At 72.0% G+C, this 16,798-nt stretch carries 15 protein-coding genes and 1 tRNA gene; 9 read left to right on the forward strand and 7 right to left on the reverse strand.

Annotated elements, in window-relative coordinates:
- Nucleotides 1-13: 13 nt before the first annotated feature.
- Nucleotides 14-2,185: a PQQ-binding-like beta-propeller repeat protein gene (locus ACIRB7_RS05250; RefSeq protein WP_403592623.1), complete on the reverse strand. Its 2,172-nt coding sequence runs from the start codon at nucleotides 2,183-2,185 to the stop codon at nucleotides 14-16.
- 64 nt (nucleotides 2,186-2,249) lie between these two features.
- Nucleotides 2,250-3,101: a serine/threonine protein kinase gene (locus tag ACIRB7_RS05255; RefSeq protein WP_403594327.1), complete on the reverse strand. Its 852-nt coding sequence runs from the start codon at nucleotides 3,099-3,101 to the stop codon at nucleotides 2,250-2,252.
- Nucleotides 3,102-3,562: 461 nt separating this feature from the next.
- On the opposite strand from ACIRB7_RS05255, the gene ACIRB7_RS05260 reads away from it, so the two are divergent.
- From ACIRB7_RS05260 to ACIRB7_RS05270, 3 genes are all read left to right on the forward strand, one after another.
- Nucleotides 3,563-3,991: a hypothetical protein gene (locus tag ACIRB7_RS05260; protein WP_403592626.1), complete on the forward strand. Its 429-nt coding sequence runs from the start codon at nucleotides 3,563-3,565 to the stop codon at nucleotides 3,989-3,991.
- A gap of 14 nt (nucleotides 3,992-4,005) precedes the next feature.
- Nucleotides 4,006-6,345 carry a hypothetical protein gene (locus ACIRB7_RS05265; protein WP_403592629.1) on the forward strand — a complete coding sequence of 780 codons (2,340 nt, stop codon included), beginning with the start codon at nucleotides 4,006-4,008 and terminating at the stop codon, nucleotides 6,343-6,345.
- A gap of 90 nt (nucleotides 6,346-6,435) precedes the next feature.
- Nucleotides 6,436-7,122 (forward strand): hypothetical protein, encoded by a 687-nt coding sequence (locus ACIRB7_RS05270; protein WP_403592631.1) that lies wholly within the window; start codon nucleotides 6,436-6,438, stop codon nucleotides 7,120-7,122.
- A 385-nt stretch (nucleotides 7,123-7,507) separates the two neighbouring features.
- On the opposite strand, the gene ACIRB7_RS05275 is transcribed toward ACIRB7_RS05270, so the two are convergent.
- Together ACIRB7_RS05275 and ACIRB7_RS05280 are read right to left on the reverse strand one after the other, a co-directional pair.
- A complete protein-coding gene (locus tag ACIRB7_RS05275; protein ID WP_403592634.1) occupies nucleotides 7,508-7,888 on the reverse strand; it encodes a hypothetical protein in 381 nt (126 codons plus the stop codon).
- Between the two features lie 95 nt (nucleotides 7,889-7,983).
- A tRNA-Cys gene (locus ACIRB7_RS05280) sits at nucleotides 7,984-8,058 on the reverse strand.
- Between the two features lie 181 nt (nucleotides 8,059-8,239).
- On the opposite strand from ACIRB7_RS05280, the gene ACIRB7_RS05285 reads away from it, so the two are divergent.
- The 6 genes from ACIRB7_RS05285 (at nucleotide 8,240) to ACIRB7_RS05310 (ending at nucleotide 14,645) form a co-directional block, all read left to right on the forward strand.
- Nucleotides 8,240-9,760 (forward strand): MFS transporter, encoded by a 1,521-nt coding sequence (locus ACIRB7_RS05285; RefSeq protein WP_403592637.1) that lies wholly within the window; start codon nucleotides 8,240-8,242, stop codon nucleotides 9,758-9,760.
- Nucleotides 9,761-9,792: 32 nt separating this feature from the next.
- On the forward strand, nucleotides 9,793-9,990 hold the full coding sequence (locus ACIRB7_RS05290; RefSeq protein WP_403592640.1) for a plasmid mobilization protein: 198 nt from the start codon (nucleotides 9,793-9,795) through the stop codon (nucleotides 9,988-9,990).
- Nucleotides 9,987-10,358, forward strand: coding sequence for a type II toxin-antitoxin system death-on-curing family toxin (locus ACIRB7_RS05295; RefSeq protein WP_403592643.1), 372 nt, complete (start codon nucleotides 9,987-9,989; stop codon nucleotides 10,356-10,358). The genes ACIRB7_RS05290 and ACIRB7_RS05295 overlap by 4 nt, the downstream gene beginning before the upstream one ends.
- Before the next feature lie 123 nt (nucleotides 10,359-10,481).
- Nucleotides 10,482-12,272 carry a DEAD/DEAH box helicase gene (locus ACIRB7_RS05300; protein ID WP_403592646.1) on the forward strand — a complete coding sequence of 597 codons (1,791 nt, stop codon included), beginning with the start codon at nucleotides 10,482-10,484 and terminating at the stop codon, nucleotides 12,270-12,272.
- Nucleotides 12,273-12,703: 431 nt separating this feature from the next.
- Complete coding sequence (locus ACIRB7_RS05305; protein ID WP_015033894.1) at nucleotides 12,704-13,345, forward strand: IclR family transcriptional regulator; 642 nt, start codon at nucleotides 12,704-12,706, stop codon at nucleotides 13,343-13,345.
- Between the two features lie 505 nt (nucleotides 13,346-13,850).
- The gene (locus ACIRB7_RS05310; RefSeq protein WP_403592649.1) at nucleotides 13,851-14,645 is read left to right on the forward strand and encodes a S16 family serine protease; all 795 of its coding nucleotides are present in this window, start codon (nucleotides 13,851-13,853) and stop codon (nucleotides 14,643-14,645) included.
- Here ACIRB7_RS05310 and ACIRB7_RS05315 read toward each other — a convergent pair.
- The 3 genes from ACIRB7_RS05315 to ACIRB7_RS05325 are packed head-to-tail and all read right to left on the reverse strand — an operon-like array spanning nucleotide 14,578 to nucleotide 16,711.
- On the reverse strand, nucleotides 14,578-15,918 hold the full coding sequence (locus ACIRB7_RS05315; protein ID WP_403592652.1) for an MFS transporter: 1,341 nt from the start codon (nucleotides 15,916-15,918) through the stop codon (nucleotides 14,578-14,580). The genes ACIRB7_RS05310 and ACIRB7_RS05315 overlap by 68 nt on opposite strands.
- Entirely contained in the window at nucleotides 15,915-16,100 is a 186-nt protein-coding gene (locus tag ACIRB7_RS05320) for a hypothetical protein (protein WP_403592655.1), read from the reverse strand. The genes ACIRB7_RS05315 and ACIRB7_RS05320 overlap by 4 nt, the downstream gene beginning before the upstream one ends.
- 29 nt (nucleotides 16,101-16,129) lie before the next feature.
- Nucleotides 16,130-16,711: a helix-turn-helix domain-containing protein gene (locus tag ACIRB7_RS05325; RefSeq protein ID WP_403592658.1), complete on the reverse strand. Its 582-nt coding sequence runs from the start codon at nucleotides 16,709-16,711 to the stop codon at nucleotides 16,130-16,132.
- Nucleotides 16,712-16,798 lie beyond the last annotated feature (87 nt).

The raw sequence follows: 16,798 nt of genomic DNA on the forward strand, positions 1-16,798 counted from the left end.
GGTCACCGATGGGTCAGGCGAACGGGATGGCTACGACGGAGGACGCCCCGGCTCCGATGATCCGCGTCCGTGCCCTGTCGACGACGTACCGGCTCGCGTCCGTCGGGAACACCCACGTCGAACGGCGGGTGGTGCGGTCGATCGCGCTCAGACCGCCCCGGACGGGGGCGTACACGTACTTCGTTCCGACCACGGGGACGTTGAGGAGTTCCGGGGTCAGGCTGCGGCCGGACGGGGCCTCCTGCCAGCGCTTCTCGCCGTTGTCGGCGCTCACGACGACGAGGCCGCGGCCTGCCTCGTTGACGTGGACGAGACCGTCCGAGACGGCCGGCAGCCCGAACGCGGAGCCTACGCCGTACTCCCAGGCGACGCCGCCGTCGGTGAGCCGCAGCGCCCGGAGGCGGTCGCCGCCGAGGTACACGTGCCGGTCGTCGGTCGCGAGCTGCCCGGGGCAGTAGTGCTGGGATTCCTCGAGTGGGATGCTCCGTCCCCACAGCCGGCGTCCGGTGCGCACATCCCGTGCCTGGAGTTCGAAGGACTTGAGGTCGTCGCTGTTCTTGCCGATGACCAGCAGACCGCCGACGACCTGGGACAGCCAGGGGCGGGCGTTGCCCCCCTCGTACGGCTGCCGCCAGACCTCCTTGCCCGTACGCAGGTCGACGGAGATCAGGTGGCGGCCGGTGAACCGGTCACCCACCCGGTCGCCGATGCGTGAGGAGGCGAAGAGGCGCCCGCCGGAGGCGGTGAGGACGTCCGTGCCGGACATGGAGCCCTCGAAGCCCTTGAGTTCGATGATCCGGGCCGTCTCCTTGCCGGTGCGGGGCGCGAGCGTGCGGATGTGTAGGGCGACGGGTTCGTGGCCCAGCCCCCCCTCGGTCGTGTAGAAGTAGGTCCCGTCCGTGGTGATCTGGTTCGGCTCCGGAAGCGAGTCGTCCCACAGCGTGGTGCCCTTCCGCATGTCGAGCGCGCGGAAGGACACGGTCTCCGCGAACCCCACGACATCGCCCGCGATCAGCGGCGTGATGCTCTCCTCCCGGTCCAGGGAAGCCCCCTGCCACAGCGCCGCCGGCGCCCCGTCCGAGGCGGTCTTGGCGGGGATCGCGGTGGGGCCGGCGGCCGCCGGACCGGCATCGCTCGCCCGGGTGGTGTCCCGCGACCCCAGCCACGCCCACACCCCCGCGCCCGCTCCCGCCAGGCCCAGCAGGGAGCCGCCGCCCAGGGTGAGGGCGCGGCGGCGGGAGAGGGGGGTGCTCGGGGTGGTCTCCGTGAGCGCCGATTCCGTCGGCGCCGGGCGGCGGTGTGGTGTGTGCAGCCAGACGTCCGTCGCGCGGCGGGCGATGTCGGTGAGGAGCAGGGGCGGGAGGTGGTCCGCGAACTCGCCGTGGCCGTCGTGGAGGTGGTCGGACAGGGTGCCGGTGGTGGGGCGGGCCGCCGGGTCCTTGGCGAGGCAGGCCGTCAGGAGCGGCAGCAGGGCTTCCGGTACGCCCGTGAGGTCGGGGTCGGCGTAGCGGACGCGGTAGAGGAGGTCGGCGGGGGAGCCCGTACCGAAGGGGCCGTGGCCCGTGGCGGCGAAGACGAGGACGCCGGCGAGGGCGAACACGTCGCCCGCCGGGGGGTGTTCCTGGCCGCTCGCCTGTTCCGGCGACATGAAGGCGGGTGTGCCTGCCGCCGCTCCCGTGCGCGTCAGGTGGTCGTCGCCGGCCGCGCGGGCGATGCCGAAGTCGATGATCTTCGGGCCGTACGCGGTGACGAGGACGTTCGACGGCTTCAGGTCCCGGTGGACCACGTCCGAGGAGTGCAGCTGCGCGAGGGCCCCCGCGAGCGCGGCCCCCAGGGCCCGGACCGTCGGTTCCGGCAGCGGGCCGCCGAGGGCGACGGCGTCGTCGAGCGGCGGGCCGAGGACGTACTCGGTGGCCAGCCACGGCGTCTCCGCCAGCGGATCGGCGTCGACGACGGCCGCGCCGTGCCGGGCGCCGATGATCCGCGCCGCGTCCGTCTCCAGCCGGAACCGGGCCCGGAAGGCGGGGTCGGTGGCGAGGCGGGCGTGCACGGTCTTCAGGGCGACGGTACGGCCGCCGGGGGTGCGCGCCAGGTACACCGTGCCCATGCCGCCGGAGCCGAGGCGGGCGAGGAGACGGTACGAGGCGACGGCGGCCGGGTCGTCGTGGGTCAGGGGCGACAGCATGAGGTCAGGTCCGTCAGATCCAGGGAGGGGCGGGCGGGGAGTGGTTCTGCGAGCTGTGGGGCTTTCAGACCCCGGCCGGCGCCGGGAGTTCGGCGGCGAGGAGTTCGGAGGACTGGCGGGCGAGCGCGGCCACCACCCGGCCCGGCAGCCAGCCGGGGGCGAGGAGGGAGCCGGCCGAGTTCAGGACCGTCTCGTGCGCGGTCGGCGGCGCGAGCGAGGCCATCAGGGCGGCGGCCGTGGGCCGGTCGGCCGGGTCGCGGGCCAGGCAGGAGGCGATCGGCGCGCGGAGCGCGGGCGGGATCTCGTCGCGCTCGGGGACGGTGTGGCCGGTGGCGGCGTACGCGAGGACGGCGCCGAGCGCGAAGACGTCGCCCGGCGGCCGGGGCCGGCCGCCCGTGGCCTGCTCGGGGGCGAGCGCCCCCGGGTCGAGGCCGGGCAGGCCGGTGCGCGGCTCGCCGTCGTCCGAGGCGGCCCGTACCGCTCCGAAGCAGGTCAGCCGGGGGCCGTCCGCGGTGAGCAGGACGGCGGCCGGGGACACCCCGGCGTGCGTGAGGCCCTGGCCGTGCGCGGCGGCCAGCGCCTCGGCGAGGGCGACGCCGACGGCGCGGACGGTGACCTCGGGCAGCGGGCCGCCGTGGACGGCCAGGGCCACGGGGAGGGGGAGCGCCGGGACGTACGGGCTCGCGTACCAGGGGGCCTCGCCGGGTCCCGCCACGCTCGTCACCGGGGCGATCCAGGGCCCGAGGAGGTAGCGGGCGGCCTCGGCCTCGGCGGCGAACCGGGCGGGGTCGGTGCCCGGCAGCGGGGCGTGGAGCAGGACGGTGTGCTCACCGTCCTCGGAGCGCGCCACGAACCGGCGGCAGGGCGGCGGGGGGTGGGGCGGGTCGAGCCGGGTGATCAGCCGGTACGGGCCGATCCGGCGGGCGGAATCCTGCGAGGGCTGCGCGGTCCGCCGGGCGCGGTCCTGCGGCGTCTGCCCGGTCCGTCCCGTGGCTTCCGGCTCGGGCCGCTCGGACTCCTGCTGTGCGCGCGGCTGTTCCACCGGCCCCGCTCCCCGTTGTTCCACCGGCCCTGCCCCCGTCGTCCGTGCGCCCCGTGGTGACGGGGGCGGGTCGAGCCTATCGAGGTGGGGGTGGGGGGCCGTGCCCGGGAGGGGCGCCGGGGCACGGGGTCGCCGTGCGGGCGGCCGGGAAAGTCCGGTCTTTCCGGGTTGCGAAGGTGAAGTGGGCATGCGTACGCCGTGAAGATCTCGGGGATGACGGTGATTCCCAGGGGGCGGCGCTCGAACAGGCGCCCGGGGGTCTACGATCGCCGTGTTTCCGTGGGCACGGAACTTGCTGAGGCGAAGCCGGAACGATCACCGTCACGGGGGAGAGCATGTCGTTCGATCAGGAGTGGGCGTCGGTCCGGTCCACGTCCACGGACAGTGTGGGCATGAGGCTCAACCAGGTCGCCCCCGAGCCCGGCGGCGGGGGCGGCGGGAACGCCGACCTGAGCGTCGACCAGGACAAGCTCGGGGCCATCGGCAGCGCCGCCTACGCGCTGCACGGCCGGCTGGCCAAGGACGGGAACCACGCGCGTACGAACACCACGGAGGCGGCGTCGGGCATGTCCAGCCACGGCTTCCTCACCGGCTCCGCGATGTCGACCGTGCAGGAGACGTGGAGCTCGCAGCTGAACACGCTGCTCGACGCCTGCGCCAACATCTCCAACCACCTCGACTACAGCGCGGCCTCGCACGCCAAGGAAGAAGCGGACATCAAGGCGGCCTTCTCGGCCTCCAAGATCAACGAGTACCTCAAGTAGGCGGGGGACCTGCTGTGCTGACCTTTGACAACGTCTACCAGGCGCCGCTCGACAAGATGAAGGCCTCGGCCGACGACTGGTCGGCGATGAAGGGCAAGCTGGACACGCTCGCGTCCGACGCCCGTACGACGATGGCGGCGAAGGCCAAGGACGACTACTGGCGCGGGGTGAACGCCGAGGTCACGAAGCCGTTCGTGGACAAGACCGCGAAGGAGTTCGACGACGCGGCCAAGGCCGCCGACGGCATCCACAAGGTCCTGGCGGACGGCTACAACGCCTTCAAGAAGGCGAAGGACGACCTCAAGAAGATCGTCGAGACGGAAGCACCCGCGAAGCGCTTCCGGGTGAGGTCCGACGGCACGGTCGAGGCGGTCGAGCCGCTGTCCCGGACCAAGGACCAGGGGATGCGGCACGACCCCGACTTCCAGGACATGGTCCGCAAGGAGAGCGCCGAGATCGCCGAGATGCAGCGGCGGATCGACGCGATCGTCGAGGCATGTGACGACGCGGACGTGGCCTGCTCCAACGCGCTCAAGGCCAACATCACCGGCGACAAGCACAACTTCAGCGCCCCGAAGTACACCAGCCTCGACGCCGAGGAGGCGCAGCGCGCCGTCGACCTGGCGAAGAAGGGCCGGGACATCTCCCACGAGGAGCTGGTGCGCCTCAACGAGCTGCTGAAGGACAACAGCGGCTCGAAGGAGTTCTCCCGGACCTTCTACGACGGCATGGGCCCGAAGGGCGCGCTGGAGTTCTTCGGCCAGCTGTCCACGGACACGTACGACTACTCGAAGGTCGACAAGCAGCGCCTCGCCGACGTCCAGGACCTCCAGCGGAACCTGGGCATGAACCTGGCGACGGCGACGCAGGGCGGCGACGCGTGGACCGACAAGTGGTCCTCGGAGATGCGCAAGCTGGGCACGGAGCGGATCCCGCTCGTCAAGTACGACAACAACCCGGCGTACGGCTACCAGTTGCTCGGCGGCATCATGCGCTACGGCGACTACGACAAGAAGTTCCTGGTCCCCATCGCGGAGCACGTCACCCAGCTCCACGCCAAGGACCCGTACATGTTCGCCGACAGCAAGCCCATGGGCGGCGGCTGGCTGAAGAACCAGTACAACCCGTCGGGCGTCAACGGCTCCGGCTTCGACCCGATGGTCTCGATGCTGGAGGCGCTGGGGCACAGCCCGGAGGCGTCGAAGGAGTTCTTCTCGAAGGATCCGCTGACCTCGTACAACAAGGATGGCAGCGTCGGCGGGGAGCTGGACCTCGGCAAGGACAAGGACGGCAACAAGATCGAGAACTACCTCGACTTCTTCGGCAACGAGAAGTACGAGTTCTTCCCCGACATCGACGGGCACCACCCCGACGACGCCAAGAAGTCGGCCGACTACATGCCCGACGCGCTCGGTCACGCCCTGGAGGCCGCGACCCTCGGCCACGCCTGGGACGACACCACGCCGGAACTCAAGCGCGACGAGACCTCGGCCGGGATCATGCAGCAGGTCGTCGACAAGTACGGTGGCGACCCCGAACTGCTCAAGAAGTGGCAGTCTCCGTTGGCGGACAGCCTCGGCAACATGGGCGCCGGTTACATCGACGACCTCAACTGGGCTCTCAACAAGAACGACTCCCAGAGCGTCTTCGCGCCGACGAAGGATCCGTCGGCCCACCCGGAATTCGGCCGTGACGGCGCCGTGAAGTTCCTCAGCACTCTGGGCCAGCACCCGGACGCGTACGCCACCGTCTCCACGGCCGAGCGTCTCTACACCACCAGCGTGCTCGAGGCGCAGGTCGGCGCGGACGGGAAGATCGACGAGGGCCGGGCCCGCTCCACCGTCTACACCGGCGCCACGCTCCAGGGCCTCCTGGACGAGTCGCGCGCCAACCAGGTCGAGGCCGAAGGCATGAAGAAGCACGAGGAGTACGAGAAGGCGCAGGCGGCGAAGGCCGGCTGGGTGGAGCTCGGCGCCACGGTGGGCATCGCGGCCGGTGTCGCCTTCCTTCCGGCCACCGCCGCGGTCGGCGCGGCCGCCGTCCTCGTACCGCTCGCGGTCGACACGGGGTCGGGAGTCATGGAACAACTCGCCGGCCAGGTCATCGGCGACTGGTCGGACAAGTCGGTCGAGGACCACAAGGACAAGACCGAGGACGAGATCCACGAGGACAAGGCGGCCCTCTACACGGCCGGCCGGTACAGCGCGGAGTCGCCGATGGAGCGTTTCCTCGCCATGCACAGTGACAAGGTGAGCAGCGACTTCAAGCAGGACATGATCGAGTCCGTGGACGGCGGCTACGGACTGGGCAACGATCACGCGAAGCAGACCGGCAACGCCCCCGAGACCGGCTGAACCACCGGCAGCGCCTCGTCCCCCTTCGACTCACCGCCGCGCCGACCCGCGATTCCCGAATTCGACCCTTCCGACCTCCCGAGGAGCCCGATGAGAAGAGCACTCGCATCCGTCTCGACCATGCTCGCTCTCGGGCTGCTCCTCACCGCTTGTGGGAGCGACGAGGAGGAGCCGCCGCGGGTCACCGCCGCGCAGCAGTGCGACGGCACGCTCTCGCCCGCGGCGGCGGGCGCGCTCGAAACGGTGCTGGGCGCGAAGAAGTTCTCGGAGGCCGGGAGCGGTGGGCTGGAGCGGACCGTGAACGAGGTGATCGAGGATCAGGCGGCGAAGGGGAGGCCCCCAGGTCGTCGTGCGATGTGCGAGGTCAAGGCCGACGCCGACTCGAGAGCCGGCGTCGACATCAGCTTCAGGCTCTACGAGGCCGCCGATCTGTACGACGACGGCACCAAGTGGACGGCCCAGGGCCGGTACCTCTACGGGATGGGCCGAGAGGCGAGCACGGACAACAAGGCGGCCTATCTCTTCGTGGGCTGCACCAGCCCTCGACTGCAGGGGTCGGACCAGCACCCGGTTCCCATCGAGAGTGTGCTCAAGTTCGAGAAGCCGGTGAAGGGGGCCTACCCCGACAACACCCCCGCGACCCGCGAGGCGTACCTCACCGTCCTCCATTCCGTCACGCTCGCGGTCGTCAAGAAACTGCAGTGCGAGGACAACGCCGGGCTCGGTGAGAAGCCCGTCCTCGAGGTGAAGAAGTGGCGCGGCGAGCAGGAGGGGTGACGGCGGTCGCCCTGGTCGCGGCACTCTCGGCGGCGGCCTGCGGCGGCGGAGGGGACTCCGCGGCGCCGAAGGGCGCGGGCGCCGTGCCCCAGGCGGCCCTGAAGAACTACGGGCAGGTGTTCGGGGAGCGGAACGTCGAGGCGCTCCGGACCGACCTCGGGGGAGGTTTCCAGCCGCACGACCGCTCGCTCACCGAGATGAAGGAGCGGATGGTCGCGGAGGCGCAGGCCTGGAATCCCGACACGGACAAGCTCTCGCGCACGACCTTCCCCGGTCGGCCGCGCCGAGAAGGTCACCGTGCCGGAGAAGCTGCTGCCCCGCTGACCTCCACTGACCTCCTGGCTCAGTCCGCAGTCCGCAGTCCGCAGTCCGCAGTCCGCAGCCCTCAGTCCTCGGCCGTCGCGGCGGCCGGGGACAGCTGGGACAGGAGCAGGACCGTCGCGCGGGTGATCAGCGCCGCGAGGAGGATCGTCGCGAGGCCCTCGACCCGGAGTTCCGAGATCTTCGGGCCCAGCCAGGACAGCAGCCACCAGATGAGGGCGTCCTGGACGAAGCCGGCCAGGCCGAAGGCGGCCAGGGCGGGGAGCGGGACGCGGCCGGTCGGGCCGATGTGGATCAGTTGGGTGAGGACCACGATCACCAGGGTGGCCATGAGGACGGAGAGGACGACGCCGGTCTCCGTACCCAGGGTGATGCCGGGCAACAGGACCCCGGCGGCGCCCACGCCGACGAGGACGCCCAGCTTGCGTCTTCCTTGATCGCTCATGCGGCGGACTGTCGCACAGGCGGGCGGTGCCTGTGAAGATCCCCGAGAGAGATCCCTTGACGAGATCCCTAGGGGGAGATCGCTCCGAGATCGCTTGGAGACCGTGATCGGAATCGAACCGACGTAACCGGCTTTGCAGGCCGGCCCCTCAACCACTCGGGCACACGGTCGTGTGGTGCAACGAGTACGACGGTAGGCGGCGGCCGCGAGGGGGCTCAAGGGTTCCGGCGGCCGTGCCATGCGACTGCCACAGCGCTGCAACACCCCGTTCACGGACCTACGTCCAAGGACTGAGCGGGGACGGGGCTCCTGACAGGGGTCATCTCGTGCTTCACCTCTTACTCTGGGGGGATGAGCGCCCTCGAACCCCGCGACGCCGACGCCAAGGCCGACGCCGTGCCCGACGCCGTCGTCGCCGGCAGCCCCGGACCCCGTCCCGCCGCCGACGACGACACCAAGGGGTCCGTCCTCGACCCGGCCCACCGGGCGCTCAGCATCGGCATCGTCTCCGTCGTCCTGCTCATCGCCTTCGAGGCGACCGCCGTCGGCACCGCCATGCCCGTCGCCGCCCGCGAGCTGAACGGCGTCTCCCTCTACGCCTTCGCCTTCTCCGCGTACTTCACCACCAGCCTCTTCGGCATGGTCCTCGCCGGTCAGTGGTCCGACCGGCGAGGGCCCCTCGCGCCCCTGACCGCCGGCATCAGCGCCTTCGCCGCCGGACTGCTGCTCTCCGGGACCGCCGGCGCCATGTGGCTGTTCATCCTCGGCCGGGCCGTCCAGGGCCTCGGCGGTGGCCTCGTCATCGTCGCGCTGTACGTGATCGTCGGCCGCGCCTACGCGGAACACCTCAGACCCGCGATCATGGCCGCCTTCGCCGCGAGCTGGATCGTCCCCTCCGTCGTCGGACCGCTCGCCTCCGGAACGGTCACCGAGCACCTCGGCTGGCGCTGGGTCTTCCTCGGCATCCCCGTCCTCGTCGTCTTCCCGCTGGCCCTCGCCCTCCCCGCGATACGCCGCACCGCCTCCGGCCCCGCCGACCCGGACGCGCCCGTCGCCTCCTGGGACCGGCGCCGGATCCGGCTCGCGCTCGGCATCTCGGCCGGGGCGGCGCTCCTCCAGTACGGCGGCCAGGAACTGCGCTGGTTCTCCCTGCTCCCCGCCGTCGTGGGCATCGCGCTCCTCGTGCCCACCGTCCGCGGGCTCCTGCCGAGCGGCACCTGGCGGGCGGCCCGCGGCCTGCCGTCCGTCGTCCTCCTCCGCGGCATCGCCGCCGGCGCGTTCATCGCGGCCGAGTCCTTCGTCCCGCTGATGCTGGTCACCCAGCGGGGCCTCAGCCCCACCCTGGCCGGCCTCTCCCTGGCCCTGGGCGGCCTCACCTGGGCGCTCGGCTCGTACATCCAGGCCCGGCCGTGGACGGAGCCGTACCGGGAGCGGCTCGTCGTCCTCGGCATGGTCCTGGTGGCGCTCGCCATCGCGGTGGCGCCGAGCGTGCTGATCACGGCGGTGCCGGTCTGGGTGCTCGCGGCGGCCTGGGGCGTCGGCTGCCTCGGCATGGGAGCGGTGATCTCCTCGACGAGCGTGCTGCTCATGAAGCTCTCCGCGCCCGAGGAGGTGGGCGCGAACTCGGCCGCCCTGCAGATCTCCGACGGCCTCTCCAACGTCCTCCTCCTCGCCGCGGGCGGAGCGGCCTTCGCGGCCCTCGGCGGCGGCGCGGTCGGCCACGCGGTCACCGCCCACACGACCACGGGCTCCCACCCGGCCGCCTTCGCCGCGGTCTTCCTGCCGATGGCGGGGGTGGCGGCGGTGGGGGCGTGGGTCGCTACGCGGTTGGGGGCGGAGGCGGCCCGGGTCAGGGTCCCGGAAAGTCGCTGACACCACGTGGTACTACGCGGTACCGTGGCGTCATGGCTGCTCTGAACGTCAGATTCACCGAGGAAGAGCTGGACGCGCTGCGCGAGCGGGCCGAGGCGGAGGGACGCAGCATGCAGTCCTTCGCGCACGACGCCGTGATGAGGGCGATAGACGAGCACTCCCGCCTGTTCGACGAGGCGGCCGAGCACGTGCTGAAGGCCAGCGCGGAGCTCAACCGGAGGCTTGCGTGACGCACTTCCTCACGCTCCCCCAGCTCCTGAACCTCGCGGAACGTCTGGGAGCGAGTGAGGTCCGCGACTACGGCCTGCTCGACTCCGCCCTGCTGCGCCCGCAGTCGAGCGTCTTCGGCCAGGACGCCTATCCCGCCGTCTGGGAGAAGGCCGCGGCGCTGATGGAGTCACTGGCCCGCAACCACGGCCTCGTCGACGGCAACAAGCGCATCGCCTGGTACGCGACCTGGGTCTTCCTGCATCTGAACGGGCACCCGCTCGACCCCGCGTTTGACGTCGACGAGGCCGAGGCGTTCGTCCTGGACGTCTGCCAGGGGGCCCTTGACGTCCCGAAGATCGCCGCGTTGCTGCCGAGGTTCGCACGCTGATCCGACGTCTGTGAGACGTGCCGCACTGGGCGGGGTCACGGCCTCGTCCGGTGGGGCTCGGAGGTAGCGCACCGGTAAGGTGGCCCGGTTGTCATATCTGGACGAGCGTCGAACCCGGAGATCGTGACTACTACCGCCACCTCCTCCCATCACCTCTCTCCCGCCTTCCCCGGCCGGGCCCCCTGGGGTACCGCCGGCAAGCTGCGTGCCTGGCAGCAGGGCGCCATGGAGAGGTACCTCCAGGAGCAGCCCCGTGACTTCCTCGCCGTCGCCACCCCCGGCGCCGGCAAGACGACCTTCGCCCTGACCCTCGCGTCCTGGCTGCTGCACCACCACGTCGTGCAGCAGATCACCGTCGTCGCGCCCACCGAGCACCTGAAGAAGCAGTGGGCCGCCGCCGCCGCGCGGATAGGGATCAAGCTGGACCCGGACTACAGCGCCGGGCCGCTCAGCAAGGAGTACGACGGGGTCGCCATCACCTATGCCGGCGTCGGAGTCCGGCCCATGCTCCACCGCAACCGCTGCGAACAGCGCAAGACCCTCGTCATCCTCGACGAGATCCACCACGCCGGAGACTCCAAGTCCTGGGGCGAGGCCTGCCTCGAAGCCTTCGAGCCCGCCACCCGGCGCCTCGCGCTGACCGGTACGCCCTTCCGGTCGGACACCAACCCGATCCCCTTCGTCACGTATGAAGAGGGCAACGACGGCATCCGGCGGTCCTCCGCCGACTACACCTACGGCTACGGCAACGCCCTCGGCGACGGTGTCGTCCGCCCCGTCATCTTCCTCTCCTACAGCGGCAACATGCGCTGGCGCACCAAGGCCGGTGACGAGATCGCCGCCCGCCTCGGCGAGCCGATGACCAAGGACGCCGTCTCCCAGGCCTGGCGCACCGCGCTCGACGCCAAGGGCGACTGGATGCCGAACGTCCTGCGCGCCGCCGACCAACGCCTTACCGAGGTCCGCAAGTCCATCCCGGACGCCGGCGGCCTCGTCATCGCCTCCGACCAGGACTCGGCCCGCTCGTACGCCAAGCTGATCCGCGAGATCACCGGCACCAAGGCCACCGTCGTCCTCTCCGACGACACCGGCGCCTCGAACCGCATCGACGAGTTCAGCGAGAGCACCGACCGCTGGATGGTCGCCGTCCGCATGGTGTCCGAGGGCGTCGACGTACCCCGCCTCTCCGTCGGCGTGTACGCGACGACGATCTCGACGCCGCTGTTCTTCGCGCAGGCCGTCGGCCGTTTCGTACGTTCACGCAGGCGCGGCGAGACCGCGTCCGTGTTCCTTCCGACGATCCCCAGCCTCCTCGGTTTCGCCAACGAGATGGAGGTCGAGCGCGACCACGTCCTCGACAAGCCCAAGAAGGGGGGCGAGGAGGACCCGTACGCCGAATCCGAGAAGGAGATGGCGGAGGCGGAGAGGGAGCAGGACGAGGACACCGGCGAGCAGGACATGCTGCCCTTCGAGGCGCTGGAGTCCGACGCCGTCTTCGACCGCGTGCTGTACAACAGCGCCGAGTTCGGCATGCAGGCCCACCCCGGCAGCGCCGAGGAGCAGGACTACCTCGGCATCCCGGGCCTCCTCGAACCCGACCAGGTCCAGCTGCTGCTCCAGAAGCGCCAGGCCCGGCAGATCGCGCACAGCCGCAAGAAGCCGGACGAGGAGGCGGACCTGTTGGAGCTTCCGGCCGAGCGGCGCCCCATCGTTTCCCACAAGGAACTCCTCGAACTGCGCAAGCAGCTCAACACGATGGTCGGCGCGTACGTCCACCAGACCGGCAAGCCCCACGGCGTGATCCACACCGAGCTGCGGCGGGTGTGCGGCGGGCCGCCGAGCGCGGAGGCGACCGCCGGGCAGATCCGGGAACGGATCAAGAAGGTGCAGGAGTGGGCCACGCGGATGCGGTGACCCGCGGGAGTGGTGTGGCTGAGGCCCGTACGACGGCGTTCGTACGGGCCTCACTCGTCCCGCCGCGGCGGGACCCGCGCCGGAACCGGCACCGGGGACCGGCCCCCACGGTCGGTCTCCGGGCGGCTTCCACGCTACGGGCACGACAAAGCCGATCTTGTCCGCCGAAGTCCCGCGTGTGACCGACGAAGGTCCCGAACCGTCTCTATCCGGTCGTCGGCGCCCGGATTCTGGACGAGGTCTTCCGCTGAGCGGAGCGGGTCGCTACTGTCCCGGCTCAAAGCAATCGCCCCGTGGCAGCGCCGCCGCGGAGCGCAGCCGGTGTACCCCTTCCTGCCGGCGGCCTCTGACGTGCGTCGCCGACGGGACCGGCGTCGTAACCCCCGTGGGAGCCCGCCACCACTCACTTTCGAAGGAGAGGTGTGGGCGTCGTGACCGCGGAGACCTCCCAGACGCTCGACCGGGGACTCAGAGTCCTCAAGCTGCTCGCCGACACCGACCACGGCCTGACGGTCACCGAGTTGTCCAACAAACTCGGTGTCAACCGGACCGTGGTCTACCGGCTGCTCGCCACCCTGGAACAGCACGCCCTCGTCCGCCGCGACCTCGGCGGGCGCGCCCGCGTCGGCCTCGGCGTGCTGCGGCTCGGCCGCCAGGTCCACCCCCTGGTGCGCGAGGCCGCGCTGCCCGCGCTGCGCTCGCTCGCCGAGGACATAGGGGCGACGGCCCATCTGACGCTGGTCGACGGGGCGGAGGCGCTCGCGGTCGCGGTCGTCGAACCGACCTGGACCGACTACCACGTCGCCTACCGGGCCGGCTTCCGCCACCCCCTCGACCGGGGTGCGGCCGGCCGCGCGATCCTCGCCGCCCGGCAGGGCGGCCTGATCGAACCCGGCTTCACCCTCACCCACGGCGAACTGGAAGCGGGCGCGAGCGGCGCCGCGGCCCCGCTGGTCGGCGTCACGGGCGTCGAGGGCAGCGTCGGCGTCGTGATGCTCGCGGACGCGGTACCGGAACGCGTGGGACCGAGGGTGGTGGACGCGGCGAGAGAGGTCGCGGACGCGCTGCGCTAAGGCGCGCGGCAACGGGGCTGCCATGGGCCTCGGCGACCCGCGCGGCTTACGGGCCGACGCCCGTGCGGCTTAGGGCCCGCGCCTGTACGGCCTATGGGCTGGCGCCCGTGCGGCTTAGGGCCCGCGCCTGTACGGCCTATGGGCTGGCGCCCGTGCGGCCTAGGGCCCGCGCCCGTGCCGCCGACGGGCTGGCGCCCGGGCCGCCCCCTGCTGGGTGCCGCTCCCCCCGTTGTGGGCAATCGTCCCGCAGGGCGGGACGGGTGGGCACAACGGACGGCGCCCCTTGCCGGGCCTAGGCTCCCGGGCCTGGACGTGCACCACGGGTGCGGCGCCGTCGTGGGTTGTGCCCACCCGTTCCGCCCTGCGGAACGCCTGCCCACAACCGGGGCGCGGCGCCGTCGTGGGTTGTGCCCACCCGTTCCACCGTTGCGGAACAGTTGCCCACAACCGGGGGGCGGCGGGGGACCCCGCTGAACGGCCCCGTCCGCCCCAGTAGATTGGACGCGTGCTCTCCAGTCTCTCCCGGTCCCGCGCGCTCGCCGTCTGCGCCCTGCCCGTCGCCGCGCTCTTCGCCGTCGTCGGGCTGGCGCCGCTGCCGTACGCGATCGCCCAGCCCGGCTCCACCGCCGACGTGCTCGGCAAGGACAAGGGGCGTGAGGTCATCACCATCACCGGCGCCCCCGTCCGCGCCACCGAGGGCCAGCTGCGGATGACGACGATCGTCGCGACGGGGCCGTCCACGGACGTGGACCTCGCGGACGTGGCCGACGCCTGGTTCCGTACCGACCGGGCCGTCCTGCCCCACGACTCCGTCTACCCCTCGGGGAAGTCCGACGCCGAGATCGAGAAGCACAACCTCGGCCAGATGAAGAAGTCGCAGGACTCGGCCACCCTCGCCGCCCTCGGGTACCTGAAGAAGGACCCGGACGACGTGAAGGTGACCCTGCACCTCGCCGACATCGGCGGGCCCAGCGCCGGACTGCTCTTCTCCCTCGGCATCGTCGACAAGCTCGCGGGCGACGGTGCCGGCGGAGACCTCACCGGCGGCCGCATCGTCGCCGGTACGGGCACGATCGACGCGGCCGGCGCCGTCGGCGCGGTCGGCGGGGTGTCCCTCAAGACCCAGGCCGCCGCCCGGGACGGCGCCACCGTCTTCCTCGTACCGAAGGCCGAGTGCTCGGAGGCCCAGGCCGAGCTGCCGAAGGGCCTGCGGCTCGTCCCCGTCACCGCGCTCACCGACGCGGTGGCGTCCCTCCGGGCACTGGATCAGGGCCAGGAGTCGAAGGTTCCGGCCTGCTGACCGACCCGCCCTCGGGCGTGCCGTCCTGTCGTGGGGCCGGTGGCTCGTCCATGCCCCGCCACGCCGGGAACACCAGCGGCGCGAGCGTGGCGAGGAAGTAGAGCGCGCCGATCCCGAGGAGCGTCGCCGGCAGCCCGACCCGCTCGACCAGGAGGCCGGCCGCGAGGCCCCCGAGCGGCGTCGTGAGCAGGACCCCCGCCGTGCTCGCGCCCATGACCCGACTGCGGAGACCGTCCGGCACCTGCTCGTACATGACCGTGGTCAGGATCGGGTTGAGGACGCCGACGCCGAACCCGGCCGCGGCCGCCGTCACGAGCAGCGGCGCGGTGGTGTCCGTGAGCGCGGCCACCACGTACAGCGGGGCGCCTCCGACGAGGAAGCCCGCCGCGAACACGGCCCGGCGCCCGAACCGCTCCCCGACCGCCCCGTACAGCAGGGCCCCGACGAGGGCGCAACCGCCGAAGACCGAGACGAGCAGGCCCTGCGCGGCCGGACCGCCGAGATGCTCCTGGGCATGGACGGGAAGGAGTACGGCGCTCCAGCTCTGGTTCAGGCCGTTGGTCACCATCACCATGACCGTGATCCCGAGCAACAGCCGGGCGCGGAACAGGAAGGCGTACCCCTCCCGCAGATCGGCCCGGTAGCGGGCCGGGGAGAGACGGGGGCCGTCCCGCACCGGCTCCGCCGACCGCACCCCGCGCAGGCCCGCGCCGACGAGCAGCGCGGAGAGGCCGAAGGTCGCCGCGTCGAGGAGCAGGACCGTGTCGGCGCCCATGAACGCGACGAGCAGCCCGGCCGTCGCCGCGCCCGCCATCCGGGCGCCGCGCGCCACGGCGTCGTACAGACTGGCCGCCCTGGGCAGCGAGGTCCCCGCGCGCTCGGCGAGGTCGGGGACCAGGACGTGCCGGGCCATCTCTCCGGGCGCGTGGCAGAGGCCGTTGAGCGCCATCAGGGCGCACAGCATCCAGAACTCGAGGGCCCCGGCGCGGTGCAGCAGCGGGATCGCGGCGAGGGCGAGCGCGCAGACCAGGTCGGAGGCGATGCTGACCCGCCGGCGGCCGAGCCGGTCGATGACGGGGCCGCCGGCGATCGCGGAGACGAGGACGGGAAGGGCCGCGCAGAAGGCGACGAGGCCGGCCTTGCCGGGGCTGCCCGTGGTGTCGAGCGCGAACCACGGGACGCCGATGAGGGTGAGTGAATTACCGGTGATCGAGACGGCGTTGGCGGCGAGGAGCGTGGCGAGCGGTCGTTTTCGTCCCCCCGGGGCGGTCATGCGGCCAGGGTGACCGGGCGCGCGGGCGGCACGGCCAGCCGCAGGCCCAGCTCGACGAGGGCCCAGCCGACGTGGTTACGGAGGGGGGTGCGGGGGAGGGGGCGGTCCGGAGCGCTCCGGTGCGCGGCGGTGAGTTCGGTGGCGCGCAGGCGGTGGAGTGCGAGGTGGATGTCGGGGTGCATGGCGGTGTAGCCCTTCTGCCGGGGTCTCGTCAGTCCTCGTGCTGGGGGAACGCGTGCAGGTGCATCCGTACGCGGGCGGCGTCGGGCGCGTCGGGATCGGCGCCCTTCTGGTAGCTGTCGATCAGCGAGTGGATCTCGTCCCTGAGTTCCCGCAGGCGCTCGGGCGGCAGCCGCAGCGTGAAGTCGCTCATGTCGGTGGAGGCGGCCCAGTCCCCGTCCCAGTCGTGGCGCGTACCGAGCCAGGTGTTCAGCTCCTGGGTGTGGATGGTCGCGATCTCGTGGAGGTAGACCTCCATCGCGCCGCGGACCTCGGGGTCCGCGTTCAGATGCAGCGACTCGTCGACGGTCGTGCCCTGCTGGGCCGCCTTCCACCACCGCTCCCGGCCCTTGCCCCGGGTCGGGTCGTCCTCGACGAAGCCGTGGGCCGCGAGCTGGCGCAGGTGATAGCTGGTCGCACCGCTGGACTCGTCGAGCCGCTCGGCCAGTTGGGAAGCGGTGGCGGGCCCGTGGTGGCGCAGGGCGCGCAGCAGTCGGATGCGGAGAGGGTGGGCGAGCCCGCGCAGTGAGCGCGGGTCGAGCGTACGGCTGACGCGTTCCTCGGGTGGGTGCATGGGTTGAGCCTAGGCTTGCAAAGAACCCTTTGCAAGGGGTTCTTTGCAACGAGTCCTTGGCGAATACGCCTCCGGGGCTCCTCCGGT

Origin of the sequence: Streptomyces sp. NPDC093795, assembly GCF_044764665.1 — a bacterium.
In the GTDB taxonomy this organism is placed as follows: domain Bacteria; phylum Actinomycetota; class Actinomycetes; order Streptomycetales; family Streptomycetaceae; genus Streptomyces.

Coding starts and splice junctions, on each gene's coding strand:
- ACIRB7_RS05250 (WP_403592623.1), bottom strand. CDS start 2,185: ATGCTGTCGCCCCTGACCCACGACGACCCGGCCGCCGTCGCCTCGTAC.
- ACIRB7_RS05260 (WP_403592626.1), top strand. CDS start 3,563: ATGTCGTTCGATCAGGAGTGGGCGTCGGTCCGGTCCACGTCCACGGAC.
- ACIRB7_RS05270 (WP_403592631.1), top strand. CDS start 6,436: ATGAGAAGAGCACTCGCATCCGTCTCGACCATGCTCGCTCTCGGGCTG.
- ACIRB7_RS05275 (WP_403592634.1), bottom strand. CDS start 7,888: ATGAGCGATCAAGGAAGACGCAAGCTGGGCGTCCTCGTCGGCGTGGGC.
- ACIRB7_RS05285 (WP_403592637.1), top strand. CDS start 8,240: ATGAGCGCCCTCGAACCCCGCGACGCCGACGCCAAGGCCGACGCCGTG.
- ACIRB7_RS05290 (WP_403592640.1), top strand. CDS start 9,793: ATGGCTGCTCTGAACGTCAGATTCACCGAGGAAGAGCTGGACGCGCTG.
- ACIRB7_RS05315 (WP_403592652.1), bottom strand. CDS start 15,918: ATGACCGCCCCGGGGGGACGAAAACGACCGCTCGCCACGCTCCTCGCC.
- ACIRB7_RS05320 (WP_403592655.1), bottom strand. CDS start 16,100: ATGCACCCCGACATCCACCTCGCACTCCACCGCCTGCGCGCCACCGAA.
- ACIRB7_RS05325 (WP_403592658.1), bottom strand. CDS start 16,711: ATGCACCCACCCGAGGAACGCGTCAGCCGTACGCTCGACCCGCGCTCA.